The sequence below is a fragment of the Shewanella sp. BC20 genome, assembly GCF_003129585.1.
Taxonomy (GTDB): domain Bacteria; phylum Pseudomonadota; class Gammaproteobacteria; order Enterobacterales; family Shewanellaceae; genus Shewanella; species Shewanella seohaensis.
In genome coordinates this window covers 18083-41071 of sequence record NZ_NHRI01000005.1, presented here as the reverse complement: position 1 = coordinate 41071, position 22989 = coordinate 18083, and the positions used below count along the sequence as shown (strand labels likewise).

General features: G+C 46.6%; 20 protein-coding genes. 10 read left to right on the top strand and 10 right to left on the bottom strand.

The window, feature by feature from the left end; genetic code table 11:
* Positions 1–74 precede the first annotated feature (74 nt).
* The 3 genes from CBX96_RS07245 to CBX96_RS07235 form a co-directional block, all read right to left on the bottom strand.
* On the bottom strand, positions 75–1715 hold the full coding sequence (locus CBX96_RS07245) for an alkaline phosphatase (RefSeq protein ID WP_011624102.1): 1641 nt from the start codon (positions 1713–1715) through the stop codon (positions 75–77).
* A 42-nt stretch (positions 1716–1757) separates the two neighbouring features.
* Complete coding sequence (locus CBX96_RS07240) at positions 1758–3254, bottom strand: alkaline phosphatase (protein WP_086902838.1); 1497 nt, start codon at positions 3252–3254, stop codon at positions 1758–1760.
* Positions 3255–3475: 221 nt separating this feature from the next.
* A complete protein-coding gene (locus tag CBX96_RS07235) occupies positions 3476–5554 on the bottom strand; it encodes a TonB-dependent receptor (RefSeq protein ID WP_109286218.1) in 2079 nt (692 codons plus the stop codon).
* 292 nt (positions 5555–5846) lie between these two features.
* Here CBX96_RS07235 and CBX96_RS07230 point away from each other — a divergent pair, with 292 nt between their 5' ends.
* The 7 genes from CBX96_RS07230 to CBX96_RS07195 all read left to right on the top strand — a co-directional run bounded on the left by CBX96_RS07230 (position 5847) and on the right by CBX96_RS07195 (position 12716).
* A complete protein-coding gene (locus tag CBX96_RS07230) occupies positions 5847–6695 on the top strand; it encodes a hypothetical protein (protein ID WP_109286217.1) in 849 nt (282 codons plus the stop codon).
* Positions 6696–6936: 241 nt separating this feature from the next.
* Positions 6937–8928 (top strand): diguanylate cyclase domain-containing protein, encoded by a 1992-nt coding sequence (locus tag CBX96_RS07225; RefSeq protein ID WP_086902738.1) that lies wholly within the window; start codon positions 6937–6939, stop codon positions 8926–8928.
* A 73-nt stretch (positions 8929–9001) separates the two neighbouring features.
* Positions 9002–9568 carry an excalibur calcium-binding domain-containing protein gene (locus tag CBX96_RS07220; protein WP_086902737.1) on the top strand — a complete coding sequence of 189 codons (567 nt, stop codon included), beginning with the start codon at positions 9002–9004 and terminating at the stop codon, positions 9566–9568.
* A 185-nt stretch (positions 9569–9753) separates the two neighbouring features.
* Positions 9754–10101 carry a co-chaperone YbbN gene (locus CBX96_RS07215; protein ID WP_086902736.1) on the top strand — a complete coding sequence of 116 codons (348 nt, stop codon included), beginning with the start codon at positions 9754–9756 and terminating at the stop codon, positions 10099–10101.
* Between the two features lie 1085 nt (positions 10102–11186).
* On the top strand, positions 11187–11708 hold the full coding sequence (locus tag CBX96_RS07205) for a hypothetical protein (protein ID WP_181382159.1): 522 nt from the start codon (positions 11187–11189) through the stop codon (positions 11706–11708).
* A gap of 151 nt (positions 11709–11859) precedes the next feature.
* Positions 11860–12330, top strand: coding sequence for a DUF3916 domain-containing protein (locus CBX96_RS07200; protein ID WP_181382158.1), 471 nt, complete (start codon positions 11860–11862; stop codon positions 12328–12330).
* Between the two features lie 98 nt (positions 12331–12428).
* Positions 12429–12716 (top strand): hypothetical protein, encoded by a 288-nt coding sequence (locus tag CBX96_RS07195; protein ID WP_069535322.1) that lies wholly within the window; start codon positions 12429–12431, stop codon positions 12714–12716.
* A gap of 289 nt (positions 12717–13005) precedes the next feature.
* Here the strand turns inward: CBX96_RS07195 and CBX96_RS21545 are convergent, their stop codons facing one another.
* From CBX96_RS21545 to katG, 6 genes are all read right to left on the bottom strand, one after another.
* Complete coding sequence (locus tag CBX96_RS21545; RefSeq protein ID WP_181382157.1) at positions 13006–13164, bottom strand: hypothetical protein; 159 nt, start codon at positions 13162–13164, stop codon at positions 13006–13008.
* Positions 13165–13353: 189 nt separating this feature from the next.
* On the bottom strand, positions 13354–13857 hold the full coding sequence (locus tag CBX96_RS07185) for a NifB/NifX family molybdenum-iron cluster-binding protein (RefSeq protein WP_109286213.1): 504 nt from the start codon (positions 13855–13857) through the stop codon (positions 13354–13356).
* Entirely contained in the window at positions 13854–14150 is a 297-nt protein-coding gene (locus tag CBX96_RS07180) for a DUF134 domain-containing protein (RefSeq protein WP_109286212.1), read from the bottom strand. The genes CBX96_RS07185 and CBX96_RS07180 overlap by 4 nt, the downstream gene beginning before the upstream one ends.
* 176 nt (positions 14151–14326) lie before the next feature.
* The gene (locus CBX96_RS07175) at positions 14327–15817 is read right to left on the bottom strand and encodes an ATP-binding cassette domain-containing protein (RefSeq protein WP_109286211.1); all 1491 of its coding nucleotides are present in this window, start codon (positions 15815–15817) and stop codon (positions 14327–14329) included.
* Between the two features lie 96 nt (positions 15818–15913).
* Positions 15914–16654, bottom strand: coding sequence for an arginine N-succinyltransferase (locus CBX96_RS07170; protein WP_109286210.1), 741 nt, complete (start codon positions 16652–16654; stop codon positions 15914–15916).
* A gap of 205 nt (positions 16655–16859) precedes the next feature.
* Entirely contained in the window at positions 16860–19079 is a 2220-nt protein-coding gene (gene katG / locus CBX96_RS07165; RefSeq protein ID WP_109286209.1) for a catalase/peroxidase HPI, read from the bottom strand.
* Between the two features lie 368 nt (positions 19080–19447).
* Between katG and CBX96_RS07160 the strand changes: the two genes are divergently transcribed.
* Positions 19448–19699 (top strand): DUF2999 family protein, encoded by a 252-nt coding sequence (locus CBX96_RS07160; RefSeq protein ID WP_007650566.1) that lies wholly within the window; start codon positions 19448–19450, stop codon positions 19697–19699.
* Between the two features lie 155 nt (positions 19700–19854).
* Positions 19855–20388, top strand: coding sequence for a hypothetical protein (locus tag CBX96_RS07155; RefSeq protein WP_109286208.1), 534 nt, complete (start codon positions 19855–19857; stop codon positions 20386–20388).
* Positions 20389–20586: 198 nt separating this feature from the next.
* Here CBX96_RS07155 and CBX96_RS07150 read toward each other — a convergent pair whose 3' ends face one another.
* On the bottom strand, positions 20587–20991 hold the full coding sequence (locus CBX96_RS07150) for a carboxymuconolactone decarboxylase family protein (protein ID WP_089066927.1): 405 nt from the start codon (positions 20989–20991) through the stop codon (positions 20587–20589).
* Positions 20992–21372: 381 nt separating this feature from the next.
* Here CBX96_RS07150 and fliB point away from each other — a divergent pair, with 381 nt between their 5' ends.
* On the top strand, positions 21373–22653 hold the full coding sequence (gene fliB, locus CBX96_RS07145; RefSeq protein WP_109286207.1) for a flagellin lysine-N-methylase: 1281 nt from the start codon (positions 21373–21375) through the stop codon (positions 22651–22653).
* Positions 22654–22989 lie beyond the last annotated feature (336 nt).

Here is a 22989-nt window from a genome sequence, read left to right as displayed (position 1 = left end):
GCATTACTGACTAACGTCTTTAAAGACTGTTAGATAAAAGCCGATGGCAGGACAACCCACCATCGGCATTTGGCTTACTTCGCCGCCATTGCAGCTTCCGCTTTCGCGACTAAGTTCGCCGCACGGTTCATCACGTGGAAGATATGGTTTTGTTCAACCGTACCTTGAACCAGATCCGAGCTTGGGCCACGGGCAAAAATCGCCACGTCTTCACCCGCATGGGTTTCATCGCTTAATGGCACTAGGGCTTCTTGATGGAATCCAACGTCTTGGGTATCCACAAAGTTCAAGTCCTTACGGCCAGCATCCACAGGGAAGTTATAACGCTCATCGCCACCCGTTGCTAATGACGCATAACCCATACCGTTGGCATAACCTACTGTTGTGTAAGGCAAACCGTTAGCGTCGGTTGAGTTAGTCACTTCGGCGATACCGTTCGCATCGTTACTCTTCACCAGACCTAGGATTGGGTTACCACGGGTTGGATAACCTGCGATGGTGAACACATGGCTGTGGTCAGCCGTCACCATTAACAGAGTGTCGTTTGCCGAGGTTTTTTCCATCGCAACACGGACTGCTTCTGAAAGCGCAACTGTGTCGTACAGGGCACGAGCGGCGTTACCGGCATGGTGCGCATGGTCGATACGACCCGCTTCGACAATCAGCACATAGCCTTTGGTGTTTTTCTTCAGAATATCAATCGACTTGGCTGTCATCTCAGCAAGTGATGGCTCGCCCTTCACGCCCGCTTCGGTGCGGTCATAGTCGTATTCCATATGGGATGAGTTGAACAGGCCCAATAAATGGTCAGTGCTGGCAACATCCACATTGAGGAAACCATCTCTGTCCTGAACGTAGGCCGCATTAGTGTACTTAGCTAACCATTCGGCAGTCAGATCGCGACCATCATTACGCTTGCCCGCTTTACCTTCTGGATCAATTAAGGTTTTTGGAATAAAGCTGCGACGACCACCGCCCATCATCACGTTTAAGCCATTGCCATAGTTAAAGTCGAGCATTTGCGCGGCGATATCTTTACAGCCATTGGTCACGGCTTCGGCTGGCAAGTTTGAGTCGGCTTCCCAGTCACGCTCAGGCACGTGGGCATAGGTTGCCGCAGGCGTGGCGTGGGTTAAACGCGCTGTGGTGACCACACCAGTAGACATACCCGCCATGGCCGCCAGTTCCAGTGATGTCACTAAGTTTTGATCTTTAGTCGATGCGCAGTTAGCACGCACTACGCCTTCGGCCTGTGAAATCACGCCCACATCGGTTTTCACCCCTGTCATCATCGCCGACATAGTGCCCGCAGAGTCTGGTGTTTGACCATCGACGTTATAGGTCTTAGATAAACCGACGTAAGGCAAGGTTTCGAAAGATAAAGAGTTTTCTTCACCCGTCTTGCCCTTTAATTGGCCTTCTAAAATACGCGCCGCAGTGATAGTCGAGACGCCCATGCCATCGCCAACAAACAGGATCACGTTTTTCGCCGCGCCCACATCGTTGTTCACGCTCAGGCCATCGGCCTTAGTCACACGCGCTTGAGCATCGACATACCATTGGTTGACAGCGGTCCAGTCTTTACCGTCGCTGCCATTGGAACCGTTAGAACCATTCGAACCCGGCGTACCTGCCGCGCCGTTGTCACCATCGCTACCGCATGCGGCTAAACCCAGCATGGCAGAGATTGCGAGTACCAGTAATTTCTTATTCATTTTTAACTCCAAAAGTGAGAACTGTAAGTCGCAGACGACCTATTAGTACTTAGTGCCGCCAAGCTGCTGGGCTTGGTTGATAATGTGGAAGATCACGTTCTGCTCAATCACGCCCTGAACCAGATTCGAACCTGGGCCCATTGCGTGTAAGCTGATGTCTTCACCGGCGTGAGTCTCACTTTCCATTGGGATAAGTGCTTGTTGCATGAAGTCTTTGTCTTGAGTATCGACTGAGGTTAAGTCGTCACGCACGCCAACCACAGCGCCTGGGCCGTTAGTGTAGGCCAGCGTGGTGTAAGGCTTGCCGTCGTTAGCGAGGGCTAACGAACCATCCACATCGTGGACTAAACCTAAAATCGGGTTACCGCGTTTGGGGTAGCCTGCAATGGTAAATACATGGCTGTGGTCAGCTGTGACCATGATCAGGGTGTCATCGCTGCTGGTCGCATCTACCGCGGCTTTCACTGCGTTAGATAACTCAACTGCGTCGGTCAAGGCGCGGTTAGCGTTGCCCGCATGATGACCATGGTCGATACGACCCGACTCCACGATCAGCAGGAAGCCTTTATCGTTTTTCTTTAAAATTTCGAGGGATTTCGCGGTCATTTCTGAAAGTGATGGCTCACCACCAACGTCATCGGCACGGTCCGCTTCGTATTCCATATGGGATGGGTTAAAGAGGCCGAGTAAGTGATCGGTATTGGCGACATCGATGGCATCGAAGCCTTTTTTGTCCCACACGTAAGCCGCTTTGCTAAAGTTTTCGACCCAAGCTTTGGTCAGATCTTTGCCGTCTTTACGTTTACCGGCTTTGTTCTCACCGTCTGTGACTTCTTTTGGTAAGAAATAGCTGCGACCGCCACCCAAGGCAACGCTAAGTGAGTTTGCTTCATCGCGCATCACCAGTTGGCTGGCGATATCGGTACAGCCGTTAGCAACAGCTTCGGCTGGCAGGTTAAAGTCGCCTTCCCAATCACGCTCTGGTGATTTTGCGTAAGTCGCCGCAGGCGTCGCGTGAGTTAAACGGGCGGTCGTGACTATCCCGGTCGATAAGCCTTTTGCATTGGCAAGGTCAACCAGAGAAACGAGTTCATTACCTTTAGAAGACAAACAGTTACCACGTAAACTGGTGTCAGAAATCGAGATGATACCGGCTTTGGTTTTTACCCCGGTCGCCATGGCAGTCATGGTACCTGCGGAGTCGGGCGTTTGCTGGTTAGTGTTATAGGTTTTCACTAACGCCGTGTGGGGAAACTGCTCGAAACTTAAGAAGTTTTCTTCACCGCCTTGGTTACCCGTTTGCTGCTGTCCTTGCAGAATTCGGGCGGCAGTTAAGGTTGAGATACTCATGCCGTCGCCGACAAAAAGAATTACGTTTTTAGCTGTTTTCTTGGTTTCAAGCTGCGCTTTAGCCGCAACATTGGCTGCACTGTCTTTAAACCACTGACTGTCAGTTTGGGTTGCGGGTAAGACTGCAGCGTGGGCTACAACCGTCATTAAACTGCAGGAGATAGCTGCAGCGATCCGTTTAATATTCATCACGTTCATCACCGATTTTATTATTGAGTGTATGAGGGTATTCCCTTAAGAGGCGCCCACATTTTCAATGCTATATATGACGAACTGGCGTGATTTTAATGGCGTTTTTATTGCAACTAGATGTCGGAATGATTGCAGTAAACAGAATAGAAAACGCTAAGTTTATCCTAGGTGCGAAACAAACTTAGCGTATCGATTGGCGCTAGCAATGGTCACTCAAATTAGAAACGATAACTAACACTCACCCGCACCATGCGCGGCTCAACAGGATGATAATGCAAGTCTTCCACGCCTTCAGCTGGCTCACCCGCTAGACGAGACTCGTAGAAATAATCGATATCGTGGTCTTTGCTATCAAATATATTCAATAGCTCGAGCTTAGTATCGAAGCCAGATAACTGATAACCCAAGGCAAGGTTCACTAAGGTAGTGTCATCGGCTTTATGCTCATCAAAACTATCGAGGATCCGCTCACCTAAATATCTCAGCCTGACACTGGTATACCAGCCATCGCCATCGGGACGGTAGGTAATGCCCGCGCTGCCAACAAAGGGCACTGCACCATCGACATATTTGCCTTCATCGAGTTCATTTTCGGTAAAACGGGCACGGGTCCAGGCCAGTTCCATATCCAAACTCAAATCATCGTTAAGCCAATAATAGGCTGTGACTTCAACGCCGTAACGCTCAGAGGCGCGGCTTGGTTCGGTATTGCCCGCATCGCCGACGAAGAGTAGTTCAGAGTCGAGCTCCAAATACCAAAGCGCCGCCGAAAAGTTAATAAAGTCGCGATCATAGTATTTGACGCCAAACTCGCCGCCATTGGAGCGGACTAACAAATCGACCTTTTCAACCGGATCGCTCGTAACAGGGTCGACCTTAATGGTTGCACCGCGGGCATCGTTAGAATGCAATCCCTGCCCCGCATTCATATAGAGTTCCAGATTATCGTTCACTAGGTAGGAAGCGCCCGCCTTTAAGCTCAACATGCCATCGGAAGCATCGCCGCTATTGAGGGGATTATCACTATCGACCTGCACATCGAAATAGTCGTATCTCAAGCCTAAATTCAAACGCCATTGATCAGCAGGCAACCACTCCAGCTTGCCAAATAATCCCGTGGAGAGTTCCTGCACTTCATCGAGCCTCACAGTGCTGAGACGTTCCCGTGCTTTAGTGTTGTATAAGCCTACGGCACCAATATCGTCGTAGCGCACATCGGCACCTAGGCTGTAATTGACTTGTGTCCCCGCCAGACTCATCTGCCAGTCGCGTTTAATATCGCCGCCCCAAATGGTGCGCTCATCGACCTGCTCAAATTCATCGCCATTGATGGGATCGTTTAAGAAGTAAGTAAAGTTTGAAAACAGATCCATGGTCGAGCGAATGGCATAGGCATTGGCCTGCCAGTTGCCAGCGTCATAATTCGCCGAAATGCTGTAACGACTGGCATCACCGCCCACATCGGTATCGAGTGAACCGTAAAAATCAATCAGCCCAGACTCCACCGCCCGCGCCGGAATTTGATCCGCCGAATTCCAGCTATTGTCGTAGGCCATCATAGTGAGGCTAAAGTCCCCGCCATTAAGCTTGGTAAGATAACGGCCTACCACATTGATCTTGCTGACATCTTCCTTAATATCACTCCAAGGGCCATCGTAAGCCTGTAATTCCGTTCCTAAAATAAATCGGCCGACCTCGGTCTTCATATCCTGAGTCGCCACCAGCCGTTGATAACCGTATTCCCCTATGGTCACCCCAACTTGGCGATAAGCGAGTTCATCGGCGAGCAGAATTTGCGCCGCACCCGCGCCAGAAAAGTCTGCCACTTCAGGATAATAAGCTCCTTTGGCGTAACGGATTTCCCCTAACAGCTCGGGGATTAAAAAATTAAGATCCGTATAACCTTGACCATGGCCGTGAGTCCGCATATTGACCGGCATACCTTCGACACGGGTATTAAAATCTGTGCCATGGTCTAAGTTAAAGCCACGTAGAAAATACTGATTCGCCTTACCCGAACCACTGTGCTGAGTGACTATCATCCCAGGGACAAACTCGAGGATCTCCCCCGTACGCAGTAGCGGGCGACTCTCGATTTCCGCCGCACCCACTATCCCTTCCGACGCCGAAGTACTATGACCTAAGGTATTGATTTGTCTGCCACGCACTTCTAAGCGTTCAATATTATCTGCGCTGTCGGCCAAGCTTACACCCGATAAACCATAGAGCGGCAATAACCAAACTCCAGATAAATAAGCCTTGGTTCGCCATCCTGCAACCGTATGGAATAACTTCATTTTTCCTTCCCGCATCAACGAATGAGTGACACGGATTTAACGCTGTCTTCACGGTTAAAAAGCGGATCAAGCTCAAACTCTGCTGAGGAAAAAATCACCAATGACAGTTATCTTTCTATTTTACGTGCTGTATCGCACGTTTTTATCCGCAAAAGGACAAATTGTCCTCCTCAAGATCACATTTTATTCCGCGATAAACAAACTAAGGCACTCACATTACCAACCTTAAAATCCCCCCCACCTTTGCGAGAGTGTCTATACTTTAAGCACTTAAAAAGGTTAAGGATACCCTATGCAAGCCCCCTGTCGTCCCAACGGAATAAAGGCTTTTTTCTTGAGCATCTGCTTAGGCTTACTATTTAATTCACTGTTATGCCAGACACTCAGCGCCAATCCCTCCCCCATATCCCCAACGCCCACTACCGCCGATATGTCCGTTATTTCGATGGCGTTTTATGAGGATCCTAAGGACAACCTGTATTTTCGATTGGGTGAGCTGATTTACACCGAGGCATTTGCTCGCCTTGGTTATCGATTTAGTTATCAAGTGGTTCCGCCGATGCGTGCCAGCCTAATGGCCGATTCGGGCAAAATCGATGGTGAACCGGCGCGGGTATTTTCCTATGGACTGAAATTTAAGAACTTAATCCGAATCGAAGAACCCGTGATCGAGACTAAACTCATCGCCTATGGTATCCATCCCGATATGCAGATTCAGGACTGGGCTTCACTGCTGAATCATCCATATCGTATTGAATATTATCGAGGGATTTTTTATATCGAACAAAAACTTGAAGGGCTAGTGCCTCAGGACCGTATCACCACCTCTTCTTCCCCCGTAAACTCCTTTCGCCGTATGCTGCGCGATAGGATTGATATCTACATAGATACCGAAGCCATTGGGGAACAAGTCCTTAAATACACTGAATTTCAACACAGTAAAATCCATCCCGTGGGCGAATTGGACGACCTCATTAGCTTCGGCTACCTGCATAAACGCCATAAAGCACTGGCGGCCAAACTCAGCACCACCCTTAAGCAAATGAAACAGGAAGGCTTATTCGAACAATACCGGCAGCAAGCCCATAGTGAACTCGACCCAAGCCTGTCCCCAAACGAACGGTCAGAGTCTAAGAACTGAAATCCGCTCTAATTGACGGTATTTCATTCGGTTAACTTGAAAGCACTTTAGCCTTTGCTACAGTCATACATACTTCCTAACCAACTTGGAGGCCGAGCACGCTCATTACAGAGGCATACATCGCGTATCACGACACATTTTCCAAGGAACAGATGAGAAACCCACAGGTTAACGACCTCATAGGCCAAACTGACTCGCCTTTACTCATCGGCACTCCCATGGCGTTAGGGAGGGAGGAAGGATGGGTAGTAAATTAAGGCAATTGATCAACATATTGCAGCAACAGTCCCGTTCAACCGTCGCTAAGGTACTGTTGATTATTGGCATGTTTATCACTATCTGTATCGTGCAGGTTGCCCTCGTCTATGTTCAGGGCAATATTTTCGATGGCGTTCGTACCTATGTTAGAGGTGAAGGACTGTGGGCGAAGGCGCAAAAGGATGCCACTTTTTATCTGATCCAATATTCCTACAATAAAAATGAAGTAGATTATCAACGCTACCTGGCGGCAACCGCCGTTATGCAGGGCGACAAACAAGCTCGCGAGGCTCTACTCTCCTCACCGATTAATCAGCGTAAAGCAAGGGAAGGCTTTATCCAGGGATTAAATGACGACAGGGATACAGAGTCCTTAATCTGGTTTTTCCGCCATTTTAACCGTACCCACTATATGCAGCAGGCCGTCAAGATTTGGAGCCTCGCCGACGATAAATTCAGTACCATGATGTCCCTCGCCAGCGCGATGCACCAAGAAATCAACCTGTCAGGGGACAACGCGGCAGACCTTAGTCAATATCGAGAACAAATCATCAAACTGAGCGAAGAGTTACTCAGTTTAGAGATTGAATTCTCCGCCGTACTCAGTGAGGGCGCCCGCTGGGTGAAACGAATCACTTGGTTAATCAGTCTAAGCGTGTTGCTGTTGTTTATCAGCATTGGCGTGTTGGCCAGTAGACAGATTATCCGCAACATTGCCAAATCAGAAAAACTCTTACTCATCAGTGAGTCACGATTTAATAGCCTGAAAGAGTCCGACACCATAGGCATTATTTCATGGCAACTTGATGGCACCATACACGATGCTAACGATCACTTTCTCAATATGTTGGGATTTGACCGTGAGGATCTCGCCTCAGGCCGAGTCAATTGGCGCTCGCTCACACCGCCTGAGTTTGAGGCCAGAGATCAAATCGCCATCGCCGAACTCATCGAATTAGGCCATTGCAATCAGTATGAAAAACAACTCATTAGTAAAACGGGCGAACATGTATCCGTGATGCTAGGCGCGAGCTTTTTAAATAGCAGCACCCATGAAGGGGTCGCCTACTTTATGGATTTAACCAGCAGCAAGCAGGCAGAAGATAAACTGCGGCTCGCCGCAACCGTGTTTAATGCCAGCACAGACGGCATTATCATTACCGATCCACTACTGAGTATTATCTCTATCAATCAAGCCTTTACCGATATCACTGGCTTAACCGAGCAGGATTTACATCAAGACGCCTCACGCTTTATCAATACTGGGCATCCGAGCGAAGATGCCTATCAAGCCATGCTCAATCTGCTCCAACAGGGAGAGCAATGGCAAGGAGAGCTGATTAAAGAAACCGCCTCGGGTTATCTGCCCCTTAGCGTGCGGATAAACACTGTGCGTAACCAAGATAACCGACTAACTCACTTCGTGATTGTCATCACCGATATTTCTGAGCGTAAAGCTGAAGAAGAACATTTACGCCACATAGCTCACCACGATGCCCTCACCAACCTTCCCAATCGGGTGCTATTCCATACCAAATTAGAGCAAGCTATCGTCCATGCGCAGCGTTCAGACGGGATCTTTGCCATTTTGTTTCTCGATTTGGACAACTTCAAACCGGTCAACGATGAATTTGGCCACGATGTCGGCGATAAGTTATTGCAGGAAGTCGCAAAACGACTCACGGGCAACATACGACAAATCGATACTATAACCCGCCTCGGCGGGGATGAATTTGTGATTTTGCTGGAACACTTACCCAACGAAGAAAGCGTGCCCGTGTTGACTCAAAAAATCACTCAAGCGGTCACCGCGCCTTATATTATCCATGAACACAAGTTGCGCATCGGAGTGAGTATTGGCTCGGCGATTTTCCCCTGCCACGGCACCGATGCTAAGACCCTGATCAACTATGCGGATCAAGCCATGTATGCGGTCAAAAAAGCCAACAAGTTGATGCAGTCATCCCAGTCATAATCCGATTAACGCCATTGACCTTAAGGTCAATCCCACATATAAAGAACATAAATTAAGCACTTAGAGCAAACTCATGGAAAGAGGCATTTTAGTTCGTTGGAACGATGAGAAAGGATTCGGGTTTATTCAACCAGAAGATTCAAAGGGTAAAGATGTTTTTATCCATATCACTGTGTTGAAGCACATGGCTAGAAAACCCCAAGTCGGCGATAGTATTTTGTATCGAACCGAAATACAAAACGATGGCAAAGTGAAAGCCATCAAGGCCTCTATCGAAGGCGTCGCTGTGTTAGCGAGCACAAGTAAAAACCCACGACGCAATGCGAATCCCCCGAGTCGCTCCCTATCAAATACCCTGCTACCGCTGTTGTTAATCTTGGGTATTGGGATATTTGGTTTTAAGAAATATACCGAGTTTAATGCCCCCCCCGTATTAACTAACGCTGACATTGAACAAATGCCATTGTATGAGACTTCTCAGGCTCAGTTTCGCTGCGAGGCTGGTAAAACCCATTGCAGCCATATGAGCTCTTGCGACGAAGCAACGTATTACATCAATCACTGTCCGAATACTCAAATGGATGGCGATGGTGACGGCATCCCCTGCGAGCGCCAGTGGTGTAGTAAGTCTTTGTTTTAAATGTTACACCATTCAATTTTGAATCGAACTCAAACGAAGCTAATACGCGATATTCTAGCGAACGACCAAGCGACGCTTATGCTTTACCAATCTGAACTAAGTACATTTAGCTTTGGTTATGTAGTAACCTTGGAACGATAGTTATCTTACCCAGTTTATTTGAGCCGCATTCCACAGGACGCGCCATGCCTAACGCCCAAATCCATACCATCGAAACGCCAGAGCAACTGGATGTCGTACTAAAGCAATTTCCAGCGGTATTACTCCTCTTTGGCGCACCAAGCTGTGGCGTGTGTCAGGCCCTTAAGCCTCAGATTGCGGATTTGTTGACGAGGGAGTTTCCCCAAATGGCGCTGGCATATATCGATTGTGAGGCCCAAGGCGAGATTGCCGCCAGCTACCAGGTCTTTAGTTTGCCAGTAGTCGAAACCGTGTTTTATGGCAAAACCTTTGGGCGTTTCTCGAAGGTGTTTTCCCTTGGCGATCTCAAAGAGGCGATTGCTCGCCCCTATGAATTACTGAATGCAGAATAACTGTCACCAAGTAATAAAGAATCATACTGAAAAGCCAGCGATCACATCTGTGTACAGCCTTTTCTAAAACATTTTTGCCCCCAAACGAGATAAGTTTGTCGTCAGGTGTGCAAGACGAATTGTCATTGTTTCCCCTGTGACACGCCACCTTTTTATTTCACAAGAAGCATCCCTGAGGGCTCGACGGCGGCATCTGCACATGGAAGTGTAAATGCCGCGTTCACATGGATGTGAAAGAGCGGCCATGCCGCCAACGGTCACAGTTGCAACAATGGCAATCTTTACGATCATTGAACTGTTCATTGGCTAAAAGCTTTTTGCCCCATTCCGAGTTTCGGCTCGTTAGCTCAACCGAAAACTCCCACTCCTGCTGACATACAAATTCTTATCTATTTACCTATGTTTGGCTTTACCAGAAATAGACATAACAATGTATGGGTATACAGTCATATTTAAATTTAGGTGTTTTGGTATGATTTTCAGACAAAATCAGTGCGCATTAATTCCATCCGAAATAAATAAAACTCTATAAAATCAGGTGAATATAGTAACTGAATTTTAGTTAATAGGTTTGGAAAACGCGCATGCGCGTTTTTCCAGATGGTGTATTTGGCAGAAAGCTGATAAGTTCTTTGCATACAGATAGTTAACCGTGCGCGTTTTCACTGGTCTAACGTGATAAACGCGCATGCGCACTAATAAAATGTTATAAGCCATTAGTTTTAAGTAAGTTTTTGCTCGGTTAAAACTTTCAAAATCAGTGTTATTCAGTGGTGTTTAATTGCAGTTTTGTGTGCAAACTCTCTGGTTTTTTAGTTTGGTTTTGTCGGCTAAATTTATCGTTGTTAACGTGCAAAAGTTTCAACTTTTTAATCGCTTGCACTAATTCTTTTGCCTTGTGTTGTTTGCCAGTATTTACTAAAGTTTAGGCAAATCGGCATTAAGTCAGGAGTTCCACTTAGCAAAAGTGTTGGCAGTTGGCTTATAACAAACAAATTAACGCGGACTAATAAAGCTTGGCTTAGTTCGCTGCGCTCACAATTATAGCCAAGCTTTATTAGCCCGTTATTAGGGCGTTATAAACCATGAGCGAGATGATCGGTAACTGGGAAGATTTACACCAAGATGAGTCAACGAGGTATTTCGACTTCGCTGATGCATACCTAGCTGCAAGTCTTGATGTCTGTGCACGGATGCAAAGCAATACTTCTGAAGATACTTGGCCAAATGCGAGTGTTGCGTTGATGTTGGCTGCTCACTCTGTGGAGCTTTTCCTCAAAGGTGCGTTAATTTCAAGGGGGAGCAAACACTCGCTAAGTCACAAGATTGACGACTTATTTGCTCAATACAGTGCTGTTTTCCCAGAGAATGAATTCAAATTTGATTGTCTTTTTGTGACGGAATATTTGGGTTACTCCGATGACGAAATTAGTAAAGCTAAGGAATTAAAATCACCACAAGCCAGTGTGATATTTCGTTATCCAGTTAATAAGCCAGGTTTAGAGTGGAAAGGGATTTATGGGTTAAACTCGAGCGATTTCACAAAAAAACTTGCAGTATTAGGCCAAAGCTATACAAGACTAAGGCAGAGTATTCATGGTTTATAACAAGCGCCTTAAACATCGCGGTCTGCGGCCGCTGGACTCGCAACAAGTTGCTCGCCGTTTAGGCGTGCGTTAACCGAATAAGATCATGCGACGAATTAGTATCAATCGACCTAAAGAAAAAGTACGCGGCGTGAAGAGAAGGCTTTGTGCCTTGGATAAGTGGGCAAACTCTTTTGAAGGTTACTTCCCTTCAGAATATGCCCAAGAAAAGTACTGGAATTGGAAGCTGCCTGTGCTTGACCGGTTGGTTGGGCCACCTACAACAACTAATGAGATACAAGCTCATTGCTCACAAGCCATATTGAGGGCAGCAAAGCATTTGCTTGATGCGAGACCAGAAAAATATAGCCATGCCGTTGTATCTGCCCTGATAACGTATCCGCAGATGTTCGGTAGTGAGATCTGCATATTCTTTGACAAAGATTACTTTGAATCATTCTTTGATCGAAATAGTGAATGGCAGTCTTTAACTCCTATTAACGGCAAAGAACTTTCAAAATTATTAAACTTTGATGTGCCGCATCCACTCATTCAATCAGGCTACATGCATACAACAAAAGACGAATGGGAAGGAGAGGTAACCACTTACGAAGAGGAATGGTGGTCTTTTCATGCTGAGTAAAACGGTTAACAAGTCAAGGCAGCATCGCCACTTCGTGGCTGGACGCGCTAACGCGTGCCGCTGCTTGAGGCGTTAGGCGAATCTAGGAAACAACTACGATGAAGATGATTTCATATTGGAAAAACATCGAAGAAATACACGAAGATGATGGTTTGGTTTTGATTGTAGGGTGGTACGATCATAAGCATGAATACAATGGTGGACAGAAAAGTTTAGGCGTCCATTGGGGAACATATCCTCAATCAAGAGGTATTTTGAGTCCTTGTGTTATTCCCAAAGAGACAAGCGATGCAATGTTATCTGGCTTATTGCATAAAGCTGTTACCGAGAATAACAAAGGTCTAATTCAAAATATTACTAAAGCTATTGAGTTTCTAAATAGTTAGTATTAGTCGGCCGGTAGTGTCTAAGTTCAGATAAACGTTGAAAGAATTTGCCTAACAAACGCTTTAAGACGGATTCGCAACGCGTGGCATTTTCATCATGCGTTAATTTTAGTGATTTAGGTGGTGTGCGGAAACACTGTATTGCGTTGCTCACCACTTAAGCGGGCGTTAACCCATAGATATTGTTATCCGAAACAGACGAATTAGAGTTAAGTCTTTAACTTGAAAATGTCCCAAAGCATGCTGTGCGTTTCTTTAAAACCTGCAAGCTACACCGATGCTAAAAGGGTTAGTTATGGTGATTAGCGAGACGACCGTCCGCACCATGGCCGCTCTTTGGCATCCATGCCATCGCGGCATTTGTGAATCCATTCACATCAGACGGGCGGTCGAGCATCCAAGGAAGGACTCGCTGCGCGTCGTTGAGCAAATACCGTGACTCATCCATCCATCAAATCCAGCGTTTAAGCTACAACGAGTATGATACTTTAAAACTCGGTTGTAGCTCGATTCGGACTGAGTTGTAGCAATTAGTATGAATCTTTATTTTTGGTCATGTTTAATATAAAGCGGTACTCGCAGGGGTAATTGATTGTTTAGTATGAGACTTTATTCCTCTCCTACAATTACGCCATGACTATTTTGATAATCTAAAACTACTGTATTGAATGGGCTTACTTAAGGTTAAGCTTGGCTGCGCTTGAGTCAGGCTCAACAAGGTTTGAGTTGTCTTTGCCTTACCACCGCAGCCACAACTTCCTTTAGCACCACAGCATCCGCCCTTGGCTAAATGTTTAAGGGATGCACGCCCCTGTGATGCAGCAGTTAGACGCAAGTTCAGATCCCGACTCTGGGCAAGCAGAGCCGCTATTGAGAGTTGATTATCCCCTCGACCCACACTAATCCCTGCATCGAGCAATTTACCTAACATTCGCTCCCCAATATGTTGCACCACCACAATGCTGGTGTTTTGGGCGCGAATGGCATCTAACAAGGCCTTTTTATCTTGGCAATTACCGCCAAGGGCGGGATTAGGGATAGAGAGTAAAAGCTGATGATTTTCATCGTAAAAGCTCACTTGCTGCGCCTTAGTAAAATGGCTGGCAAGCCGTCCACGACTAATAGGAAGGGCGATAATCATATTGGGTCCTTTTCGTTTGAAACAGGTAACTTCAGTACCAACCCTTGAGTGACAGCTGTTGCCACTTTTTTACGGGCACTAGCGAGTAAATAACCAAAAGTTTGCCGTGAGATCCCCATTTGCGCGGCAGCCTCAAGCTGACTCAAACGCTGGACATCACCAAGCTCTAAGGCTTCAAACTCATCAGCAGCTAAAAGGATCTGGGGTAAGTTAGCCGCAGGTATGCCATTGGGTTTAAATAAGCTACAGGGCACACAGCTCGATAATTGGCGGCACTTTTTGGGTCTTGGCATCTGTGATTGCACCTCAGGGGCAAATGTCGGTGCACAGAAAATAATATTCTGTTCACCTCAAATAGTTTCTGGCATACGCCAAAAACTATTATTGTCATTTAGAGCATCTAAACCGAGGGAGTCATCACAGTTTTGTTTATAGAAATGATAAGTTTTAGTTCGATATATGAAAGCGTTTATAAATCAGTAGCGTAACTCACCTCTACCGAATAACCTTCATCCTGCTTGATAAAATCGACAAAGTTTTTGATGGCGGGCAAGGCATCTTCCCTATGGTGGGAGACATACAGCAATTGGCTAAGATGGTGCTCGGCAATCATATCCAAAGCCCGCATCACTAAGGTGCGATTGATAAAGTCGAGCCCTTGATATGGCTCATCCAAAATCAATAATAACGGCTGTTTAATCAAGGCTCTGCCTATGAGCAATAGCCGCTGTTGACCGTAATCCAGTTTTTTAAAGCCCGTGCTAGCAAACTCACTCATGTGCAAAATCGCCAACCACTCCTTGGCCAGATCCAATTGGGGTTTAGTGGGCTTGTGATACAGGCCGATGGAATCATAAAAGCCAGACAGCAAGACATCGAGCGCCGAACAACTGACGCGATACTGTAAATGCAATGCCGACGATACTATGCCAATCCGTTGTTTAATCTGCCAAATACTCTCGCCGCTGCCACGGGGTCGGCCAAAGAGGGTAATGTCATTGCTGTAACACTGGGGATGGTCGCCCAAAATCAGTCCGAGCAGAGTACTCTTGCCACAACCATTGGGCCCTCGCACTTGCCAATGCTGGCCAGCACTAATCCGCCAATTCACCCCTTTAAAAATCAAGCCGCTCACATATTCGACCTTGCCGTTTTTAATGTCGACTATCGGGTCAAACGCCTCGGCATTGTGGCGTTGACGCTCCATCAATGCCAAGAGTTCTGCGCTGCGGCTGGCCGAAAGCGCATTAAGCTGCGCCATCACAGGATGTGTATGCCACTGCTCAATCGACATGGGCGCGCTTAGTTGATGCACATGCTGACCCGATTTGAGCATATCGCTATTAAACAACGCCACATGGCTAATACAGGGCGGTAATTCTTCTTGGCGTGAGGTAATGATTAGCAGCTGCGCATGTTCGGCAACCTCCACCAGCAACTGCGACAGGCTGAGTTGATGCTCGATATCCAGCCCTGCATAAGGGTCATCTAAAATCAGCAAGTTGGGCTCAGTTGCCAGCACCCGTGCTAACATCACCCGCCGGGTTTCACCGGTCGATAACTGCCTAAACCCGCGATGCTTTAAATGGGTTAATTCGACTTTCTGTAAAATGGCCGCCAAGTGTTCATCGTTTAGGCAGCATTCCTGCACCAATGACTCAACCGTCGAGCCGTAATCGAGTTCATCCTTTTCTAATTCCCGCTCCAGCAGCGCCTGTTGCAAACCGAGAGACACCCAACCAATTCGCGCGGGCAGCCCCGTAATTTGCCCCGCATCTGGCTCAACATCCCCCGCTAATATTCGCCCAAGCAGCGAGCCACTATAACTGTCGGTCGCAAAAATCGCCCAATGCTGCGCAGGCATTAGCTGCCAATCTTCAACCACTAACAGTTCATTACCGCGGCCGTAGCGTAATCCCTTAACGGCTATCGCCTGAGAGTCTGTGGTGTGATGTTGCATTGAGTACGTCCTTTGGGGTGATTTTTATCCAAGTCTAACAAGCTGTTATCGTTTTTGTCCCTTCGACTTTATGCAAAGGGCAGATACAAACAGGGATTAGGGGCGTAATTTGATATACAACTCGCCCTCGCGAATTTGAATATCTTCGACGCCGTCGGCAAAGGCATTCCAAAAGCCTCTGTCGCCGAACTCACTGACAAGATTGACATTCTTCATATTGCCTAGCCAAGCGTTAGGAATAGGCACGCCCATCAAGCTAACGCCCACTAAAGACACACTCGGGCGGCGATTAGCATCGAGATGGATATCGAGTCCGGCATTCACCCGTAAAATCTCCCCCGCCATCACAGGAAAGTCCCGAGGGATCGGCACTAGGATTTTGGCACTGGCTAAATTATCTGAAAAATCAATGGCAATACGCTGCGCAAAGTCGGGATTACGGCCAATGATGGCATTGACTTCGCGCTCGCTAAAACTCACTAGCCGATCTTCAGCGCGCTCGCGGTAGGGTTCGGGCTGCAAATCGTCACTCGAGGACGACTGAGCCGAATCCTTGGTATGAGTTGAGGCCTTGCGCTCTGGCTGCCAACCTAGCTGACTCAGTTTATCCTCAAGCTTTGCCTCTTCTTTGCTTGATAAACTCACAGGCGTCAAAGGCTTAGGGAAGATATAACTGCGAACCACAAAAAAGGTAATCCCCACGGTGAGCACTATGGTCACCAGTATCATCAACAGGACTTGAACACCGGTAAAACCCTGTTGCCGCAGCCCCACATTAAAGGGCTTACGTGAGCGGTACTGTGGCCTTGCCAAATGGGGGCGAAATGTTGAGAACATATTCGTTTCGCTGCAAAGAGATTTCCCCCGATACTACTTGGCAAAGCGGCATAAGGAAACGTCTAAGGCCAACAAGCGAGGTCTTAAGCGGAAACTCAATTCAAGTTAAGTGAAGATAGAAAGAGAAAAGTCCACCCATACACAGGGCACGGATGGACTTACGAGAGTTGAACTCACAGGTGATAAAACCCAGAGTCAATGCGGCTTAGATATCGAAGCGATCGGCGTTCATCACCTTATTCCAGGCTTTGATAAAGTCTTGCACGAATCTGTCTTGTCCATCTTGAGCGCCGTACACTTCAGACACGGCGCGCAATTCAGAGTGCGAACCGAAGACTAAATCGACGGGAGTCGCGGTCCATTTCAGTTTACCGCTCTTACGATCTTGCCCTTCGTAGATACCTTCTTGCTTCTCTGACTTGCTCCACTTGGTCGACATATCGAGCAAGTTAACGAAGAAGTCATTGCTTAAGGTGCCAGGTTTGTCAGTAAACACCCCGTGTTTCACGCCAGCACTGTTGGCATCTAAGGCACGCAAACCACCTACCAGCACGGTCATTTCTGGCACGGTCAGATTGAGCATGTTCGCACGTTCAATCAGCATCTCGGCGGGAGAATGGCTGCTATCCTTCGAGTAGTAGTTACGGAAACCATCCGCCGTTGGCTCAAGAACCGCAAAGGATGACACATCGGTTTGTGCCTGAGTCGCATCCATACGTCCTGGAGTAAATGGCACAGAGACAACCACACCCGCCTCTTTCGCAGCCTTTTCTACCGCCACGCTACCACCGAGCACAATCACATCGGCCAGCGAAACCTTCTTGCCACCTTTCAGTGAGCCGTTGAAGTCTTTTTGGACTTTTTCCAATTTAGCCAGCACCTTAGCTAACTCTTTAGGATTGTTCGCCTGCCAGTTCATCATAGGCTCTAAACGAATACGCGCGCCGTTTGCACCACCACGCATATCGGTACCCCGGAAGCTACTGGCCGAAGCCCATGCCGTTCTCACCAATTCGGGAACCGTTAAGCCAGAAGCCAAGATTTTGTTACCTAAGGCTTTGATATCGGCGTTATCGATAACAGGGTGGTCAAGGGCGGGAATTGGATCCTGCCAAATCAACATTTCCGCTGGCACATCGGCACCTAAGTATCTTGCCTTAGGTCCCATATCGCGGTGAGTTAACTTAAACCATGCCTTAGCGAAGGCCAGCTCAAACTCCTGTGGATTTTTAAGGAAACGGGTCGTGATCTCGCGGTAAATAGGATCTTCCTTCAACGCGATATCGCTGGTGAACATCATAGGTGCATGGCGCTTATCCGCAATATGCGCATCGGGGATCAGATTAGCGGCCTTACCGTCGGCAGGTATCCACTGGATATGGCCTGCTGGACTCTTGGTTTGTACCCAATCAAAGGTATACAGCCAAGTTAAGTATTCCATGGTCCATTTGGTTGGGTTGGATGACCAAGCTCCTTCTAAACCACTGGTAACAGTGTCTTCCGAGTGGCCTTTGCCGCATTTGTTTTTCCAGCCTAAACCTTGTGCCTCAACACCAGAGGCGGCGGGATCGGCACCGACACATTTAGAGGGGTCATGCGCGCCATGCGCCTTACCAAAGGTGTGGCCACCCGCGATCAGCGCAACGGTTTCTTCATCATTCATCGCCATACGACCAAAGGTGTCACGAATTTCCTTCGCCGAGGCTAATGGATCTGGCACACCATTCGGTCCTTCTGGGTTAACGTAAATTAAGCCCATTTGGGTCGCGCCCATCGGCTTAGCCAGTTCGCCCTTTTCGTTGCGGCGTTTGCTATCGAGCCAGGCTTTTTCAGAACCCCAGTTCACCTGTTCCGCTTCCCAGTCATCGACACGACCACCAGCGAAACCAAAGGTTTTAAAGCCCATAGACTCCAGCGCCACGTTACCCGTGAGCACCATTAAGTCGCCCCACGAAATCTTGCTGCCGTATTTTTGTTTGATAGGCCACAGCAGGCGACGCGCCTTATCTAAGTTCACGTTATCTGGCCAGCTGTTTAATGGCTCGAAACGTTGCTGACCACCGGCGGCACCACCACGGCCATCAAAAATCCGATACACACCCGCGCTGTGCCACGCCATACGAATAAAGAAAGGACCATAATGACCGTAGTCCGCTGGCCACCAATCCTGAGACTCAGTCATCAGGGCTTTGATGTCTTTTTTAACGGCGTCGAGATCTAAGGATTTAAAAGCTTCGGCGTAGTGGTAGTCGCTACCATAAGGATTTGATTCAACTGCATTTTGACGTAGTGGGCTTAAATTTAGCTGTTCAGGCCACCAAAATTGATTACCCGTGACTTGCTCTTGTGCGATAGCAGCCCCACCAAATGCCAACGACATCGTCAAGGTCAGCGCTGACAAGGTAGGAATAGTACTTTTCTTCATGATGATTACCTATTTCTTCTAGTAAGGACATATCTGCCTGCACAGATGTGTGTCGTTTGTTTGCTGCTCAACCCCATGTCTCGTTGTGTAATTCTCGGGTAATGCATGAAACCGTCACCACAATCGATGCCAGAAAGTGTAGTGATGCGAGCTAACTATATGAAATGATTAAAATCGATGATTGGAATCGCCAAAATAGATTAACGATTGTTAATTTATGAAAGGATTATCAAAATCCCGACTTACGGCAATCCATGCGGTATCGGGGTAAACAGCGATTAAGCCGTTACTTCACGGCCGTACCACCACTTAGGCGTAACTGTGATAAAATGGCCGCCGTTTTCTGTTAACTTCGACAAGGTATTGCAATGAATCCCATTATTGCCATCTTAAAAGAACACAATGTCACTGATGCAAAAATTAACGAGCTTTTTCAAGCATTAACCGATAATCCTCTCATGGCGATGGGCATTATTGGTCAGCTTGGGATCCCACCCGAAAAACTGCAGCAACTGATGGCGTTGGTAATGCAAAATCCGGCGTTAATCAAAGAAGCCGTACTCGAGTTAGGTCTTGATTTCGCTAAGGTTGAAGCCGCCAAGGCGCAGCTACAAAAGTAATGCTGCTCCAACCCATGGCTTAAAAAGGTAAAGCGACGTTCGCTTTACCTTTATCTCCTGTTCCACGCTGTTACATAAAGATATAAAAACCTTATCCCCCCTCGCGAATATTATTTGCTAGAGTGTTGTGACATCAGTAACAACAAGGAAGCAAGATGCGCCCACATACTCCCCTATTAGCACTACTATTGCCCGTATTGTTGTTGGGTTGTCAAGAGCAGACTCAAGCGCAAAATCCGTCGAATGTGGACAAACCCGCCGCGCAAAGCACCGTCAAAACGGACACAGCACAAACAAGCGCAGCTCAAACTGACACGCCCCCAAAAGAAACGAGCGAGGACAAAACGGTCACTGTGGATAAGCGCGACACTCCGCAGCTTCACACGTCGACTGATAAAGGTTTTATCAAGCCAAGTATTTCACCCCAAGGAGAAGGCGTAATGCTGCAAGGCACTGTGAGGTATATGAATTTAGAAGGTGGATTCTGGGGCATTATCGCCGACAACGGCCAAAAAATATTGCCTAAAAACCTGCCGCAGGATTACCGCAAAGACGGGCTGCGCTTGAGTTTCACCGCGCAGGAAATCACTGGCATGATGACGATTCAGCAGTGGGGGACACTCTCGAGTTTAAGTGACCTCACCGTTATCGGCCAAGTCGAGAGTCAATCGGCGGATCCGCGACTCTAACAAGCGTTGGCCTGAGTATGAGCCGCAGCTACAGGCAAAAACTCAGGCCACACTTATTGAACATCGAACATTGAACATTGAACATTGAACATCGAGCGAATAGCATCCCCTCGTTCTGGCAATATCCTAAGTACGCACACATCAGGTGATGGTTCGACACCCGATGACTCAAAGGATACATGCCACAGGGGTCAAACATTAAGACTGCCCCGACACTTTTGCCTGCTCAGCCTGCCACTCTTCAATCACTTCTTTTGCCGCCCTAAAGGCCTCAATGCCCGATGGCATGCCGCAATACATAGTTGAATGTAAAAGCACTTCTTGAATTTCTTCCACAGTGCAACCGTTACGCAACGCGCCGCGCACATGACCTTTTAATTCGGTCGATGCCTTTAATGCGGCAAGCGTCGCTATGGTCACAAGACTGCGAGTTTGCCGAGAAAGCCCCTCACGCACCCAAACCTCGCCCCAGCAGTTCGCCGTCACCAACTCCTGTAATGGACGCGTAAAATCCGTGGCACTGCTCAAGGCCTTATCGACAAAACTATCGCCCATCACGGCGCGGCGTACTTCCAGCCCCTTTTCGTATTGTTCATCATTCATCAAGGCGTCCTTATTTCGTATCATCAGAACTTATTACTACTATCACCATCACCATCACCATCACCATCACCAGCACAACATGGAATGGCATGGTTCACTCCAAAGAATTTAACGTGAATGCTCCGATTGTTAAATATGGATGAGTGAAACATCGATTATCAAGTGCAAAAAACACAAATCTGAATGTTGTCGTCCAATCTAAATATCTAACGCCATAGCCTTAACGCACAACTTGTTCGTAGGTATTTGAACTTCCTTTTGACAACCGTTCCTACACTTTCAATATGGCTTCATTATGCAACAATCACCGAATATTTTTCGATTGGGTATAAATTTATATGTTAATCTAAAACCAGTTTTATATAGGAGTTTACTAACATTATGAATCAACAAAAACTAGAAGTAATGATGCCAAAGTTTGTTAGTGACTTCGCATGCGTTGGTAGTGACTGCACTGCACACTGCTGCAATACCTGGGCTATTGAGGTCGATAAACAAACCTATAAAGCTTTAAAAAAACACGGTGATATTGAAATTCGCCAGCTAGCATCATCAACTTTCAAACTAACTAGGCAATCAGAAAAAAATTACGCTACTATCAAAATGTCTACCGATGGTGATTGCCCTCTTTTAGATGAAAACAATTTGTGTAATATCCACAAAAAATGTGGTCAAAACCTATTGCCTCACATTTGCCAAGACTATCCACGCACTCCCCGTTGGTTTGGCAAACATGTAGAGATGAGCATGGCTATATCATGTCCTGAAGTAGTTAAAAAGGTATTATATGATCCTGACGCTATGATGATATCAACCGCGATGCAATATCAACATGAGTTAAGTCATGGGAATATTAGGGGACTAACTTCTGCCAACTTACCTGCATATTTAGAATTTATACGAGATTTTTGTTTTAGCGTCGCATTAAATCCAGCACTTGATTTTGAACAACAGCTTTTTACTATTGGATTATACTTAAAACAGTCAGACAATTTTTTATATAGCTTACCTCGTTTATCAGAATTAGCTGATAATTTTAACACTATGATTTGTGATGGTACTTTACTGGAGACCTTTCAATCTATCCCATCAGCACCAGCAATAAAGTGGCACTTCTTTGCAAATCAAGATATAGCCCTTGTCACTAACATATATGAAAACAGAGATATTCCATTATCTAGTATTAAGAAGTTTGATGACTTTATAGAATGCCAATTAATGCTCATGAAATGTCTGAACAATGTCGAAAAAACTGATGATAATACTGTGGTTGTAGCCAATCCACAGCAAGAACATCATGCATATACTGATACCCTAGATGCTGCACAAAAAGCAATCAACGAACATTTGAGCGAACATCCACAACTTTTAATCAACTTCTTACTATATAGTATTTACAATGACCAATTCATGACGCATTTAGGTCAGCGACCAATCGAGTATTTTAAGTTTTTCATACTTGATGTATTAATGCTAAAAAGCTATTTGTCAGGAATAGCTATACAGCAAGAAAAATTAACTCAAGAATCTGTTATAAGATTATTTCAAAGTTACTTTAGACGTCGACAGCATTACCCTGGCATATTAAATTCCATGAGAAACATAATAAAAGAGGCTGAAAAACAAAGTGAATATATTATTTTCTCATTGTTGAAAAGTTAAAGACGTAAAAGTTGGCAGCATTTATAGTCATAATTGCACTTTGGGGATGACAGGTAACTAAGTTCATTTGTTCGGCCATATATAATTGAGCACATAGCAAATGCTAATATAAACCTTATAAATGAAAGTGATACCAGTTGATTGATAAATCGGATAACCATTAGATGTATCCGTTCGCAGTCAAAGATCATTTATTCAATCCCTGTGTTATCCAATCTCAGTTAGCCTACTCTAGGGAAGATAGCGCGCTCGCGCCATACTCCTTAGGTGGATGCTAGGACGCAAAAATAACAATGGGTTTATCCCGATTGGATAAACCCATTCACGACGAATTGT

Excerpts from the sequence above, each read along its gene's own strand:
- CBX96_RS07245 (WP_011624102.1), bottom strand. The coding sequence starts at position 1,715 with ATGAATAAGAAATTACTGGTACTCGCAATCTCTGCCATGCTGGGTTTA.
- CBX96_RS07240 (WP_086902838.1), bottom strand. The coding sequence starts at position 3,254 with ATGAATATTAAACGGATCGCTGCAGCTATCTCCTGCAGTTTAATGACG.
- CBX96_RS07235 (WP_109286218.1), bottom strand. The coding sequence starts at position 5,554 with ATGAAGTTATTCCATACGGTTGCAGGATGGCGAACCAAGGCTTATTTA.
- CBX96_RS07230 (WP_109286217.1), top strand. The coding sequence starts at position 5,847 with ATGCAAGCCCCCTGTCGTCCCAACGGAATAAAGGCTTTTTTCTTGAGC.
- CBX96_RS07225 (WP_086902738.1), top strand. The coding sequence starts at position 6,937 with ATGGGTAGTAAATTAAGGCAATTGATCAACATATTGCAGCAACAGTCC.
- CBX96_RS07220 (WP_086902737.1), top strand. The coding sequence starts at position 9,002 with ATGGAAAGAGGCATTTTAGTTCGTTGGAACGATGAGAAAGGATTCGGG.
- CBX96_RS07215 (WP_086902736.1), top strand. The coding sequence starts at position 9,754 with ATGCCTAACGCCCAAATCCATACCATCGAAACGCCAGAGCAACTGGAT.
- CBX96_RS07205 (WP_181382159.1), top strand. The coding sequence starts at position 11,187 with ATGAGCGAGATGATCGGTAACTGGGAAGATTTACACCAAGATGAGTCA.
- CBX96_RS07195 (WP_069535322.1), top strand. The coding sequence starts at position 12,429 with ATGAAGATGATTTCATATTGGAAAAACATCGAAGAAATACACGAAGAT.
- CBX96_RS21545 (WP_181382157.1), bottom strand. The coding sequence starts at position 13,164 with ATGGATGAGTCACGGTATTTGCTCAACGACGCGCAGCGAGTCCTTCCT.
- CBX96_RS07185 (WP_109286213.1), bottom strand. The coding sequence starts at position 13,857 with ATGATTATCGCCCTTCCTATTAGTCGTGGACGGCTTGCCAGCCATTTT.
- CBX96_RS07180 (WP_109286212.1), bottom strand. The coding sequence starts at position 14,150 with ATGCCAAGACCCAAAAAGTGCCGCCAATTATCGAGCTGTGTGCCCTGT.
- CBX96_RS07175 (WP_109286211.1), bottom strand. The coding sequence starts at position 15,817 with ATGCAACATCACACCACAGACTCTCAGGCGATAGCCGTTAAGGGATTA.
- CBX96_RS07170 (WP_109286210.1), bottom strand. The coding sequence starts at position 16,654 with ATGTTCTCAACATTTCGCCCCCATTTGGCAAGGCCACAGTACCGCTCA.
- katG (WP_109286209.1), bottom strand. The coding sequence starts at position 19,079 with ATGAAGAAAAGTACTATTCCTACCTTGTCAGCGCTGACCTTGACGATG.
- CBX96_RS07160 (WP_007650566.1), top strand. The coding sequence starts at position 19,448 with ATGAATCCCATTATTGCCATCTTAAAAGAACACAATGTCACTGATGCA.
- CBX96_RS07155 (WP_109286208.1), top strand. The coding sequence starts at position 19,855 with ATGCGCCCACATACTCCCCTATTAGCACTACTATTGCCCGTATTGTTG.
- CBX96_RS07150 (WP_089066927.1), bottom strand. The coding sequence starts at position 20,991 with ATGAATGATGAACAATACGAAAAGGGGCTGGAAGTACGCCGCGCCGTG.
- fliB (WP_109286207.1), top strand. The coding sequence starts at position 21,373 with ATGAATCAACAAAAACTAGAAGTAATGATGCCAAAGTTTGTTAGTGAC.